This window comes from Acinetobacter sp. TYF_19, assembly GCF_043105125.1.
GTDB classification, from domain to species: domain Bacteria; phylum Pseudomonadota; class Gammaproteobacteria; order Pseudomonadales; family Moraxellaceae; genus Acinetobacter; species Acinetobacter johnsonii.
The window spans coordinates 1-2,106 of sequence record NZ_JBICLH010000050.1 but is presented as its reverse complement, the minus strand read 5'-3'; the positions used below and the strand labels follow the sequence as shown (position 1 = coordinate 2,106).

At 43.4% G+C, this 2,106-nt stretch carries 3 pseudogenes; all 3 read left to right on the top strand.

Annotated features, from left to right (window positions below):
• Positions 1-468: pseudogene (locus ACF8FD_RS06685) on the top strand (recombinase family protein); the annotation flags it as partial.
• 248 nt (positions 469-716) lie between these two features.
• A pseudogene (gene xseA / locus ACF8FD_RS06680) lies at positions 717-1,583 on the top strand (exodeoxyribonuclease VII large subunit); the annotation flags it as partial.
• Between the two features lies 1 nt (position 1,584).
• A pseudogene (istA, locus tag ACF8FD_RS06675) lies at positions 1,585-2,106 on the top strand (IS21-like element ISAba8 family transposase); the annotation flags it as partial.

The window sequence follows — 2,106 nt, the reverse complement described above, 5'->3', positions numbered from 1 at the left end:
AATTTCTCAGGGACGAAGTTGGATCGTCCTGAACTAAACAGGTTGCTCACAGAAGCAAACCAAGGCGACACGGTATTGGTAGAAAGCGTTGATCGTCTGTCCCGTCTAAGCCAAGCAGACTTCCAAGAACTTAAGCGTAGAATCCAAGAGAAGGGGCTTCGCTTAGTAGTTGCTGACCTTCCGACTACTCATCAACTAATTCAAACCAATGACAGTATTACAAGTTCGATCCTAGATCTCATCAACAATATGCTGATTGATCTACTTGCTACTATGGCTCGTTTGGATAACGAGAAACGTATAGAAAGGATCAAGCAAGGCTTAGAGCGTTCAGGGTACAAACCATCAGGTAAGAAACCAAATGAAGCCAAGCACAAAAGAATCAAGGAGTTGCTTGCTACAAATAACATGACTAAGCAGGAAATTGCGAAAGCTGTTGGTTGTGGGGTAGCTACTGTGTATCGAGTAATGAACCAAGGAGAAGATGCAGAGCTGAATCAGCTTGTCGAATCTCGTGCACAACAAGGCAGGATTCGAGTAGCCATTGAAGACCTTTAGTTGAAATGTTAGCCACTTTTTTGGTTTCTATCGTCACTGCCCTAACCGGCATGACTTGCGATACATGAAGTGGCATTATTACTTCATAACCTATAGGTGTTTGCCTATAAGCCAAACTTTCTATAGTCTTTGACAATTACAATTCATAAAAACTAAGTATGCCTGATCAACAGCTTTCCCTCAGTGAATACCTCGAAACAGTTCAAGAGATCGTAAAGATTTCCTTTGGTGATCCTGTATGGGTTAAAGCTGAAATTAGAAGCCTGAACACCAAGAGTGGTCACTGCTACCTAGAACTTGCTGAAAAAGAAGAGGGCACTGATAAAGTCATTGCAACTTGTAAAGGAACCATTTGGAAGTCCACTGCAGCTAAGCTCCTGTACAAGTTTCAGAACGAAAGTGGAATGGAGCTGTCAAAGGACCTGAATGTCCTGATTAAAGTCAAAGCCAGCTTTAGTCCGCAATATGGGTTCTCAGTAAACATTGAAGATATTGACTCAAGCTTTACGCTCGGTGATCTTGCGAGACGTTACCAACAGATCGTAAAGCAACTCACAGAAGATGGTTTGATTGACAAGAATAAGAAGCTCCCTACACCATTTGACATCAGCAAAGTCCTCGTCATTGCACCTGAACAAGCTGCAGGATTAGGAGACTTTAGGAAGGATGCTGATATTCTGCATAAAGCTGGGGTCTGTGAATTCATCTATCACTCAGCAACATTTCAAGGAAATACTGCAGCAGCAAGTATCATTGCTTCTTTAAGCCAAGGATTAAGACAGTGGGCGAATGAATACAAAACACCTCCTGACTTGATTGTCATCATTCGTGGTGGTGGTGCTGTCAATGATTTGGCTTACTTGAATGATTACGACCTAGCTGCTTTGCTTTGCAAACGATCAGTACCAATTTGGGTTGGTATTGGACATGAACGAGATAAGACCATTCTCGATGAAATTGCACAACGATCTTTTGATACACCAAGTAAAGTGATTGGCGGTATTAGAAACCATATTGCTGAACGTGTATTCCAGAGCGACTTTCGTGAAATTTTATGATCATGAACGTACGGATGCATGGATCGATGGTCTGGAAAATGCATTTCAGTTCTTTGCAGGAGTACCTCAAGAAATCCTGTTTGATAACGCTAAAACGATCATGATTGAACGGGATGCCTATCAGGAGGGGCAGCATAAATGGAACCCCAAACTGCTCGATTGCGCCAAGAAGTACAGCTTTCGTCCCCGCGTATGTAAGCCCTACCGTGCACAGACCAAAGGCAAAGTTGAACGCTTTAATGGATACCTCAAATCAAGCTTTATTGTGCCATTGAAAGCAAGCCTGAAGACTTCGGGTTTACTGTTAGATGTTGATGTCGCCAATGCCCACATTGGCCGGTGGCTGCATGAAACCGCCAATCAGCGGATTCATGCCACCACGCAAGAAAAACCGGCTGTTCGACTGCAACAGGAGCAGCAAAAATTTACGCCATTACCACAATCAGATACAGGTTCTGGCACTGTACCTGTTGCAGCAGCACAGCATGTC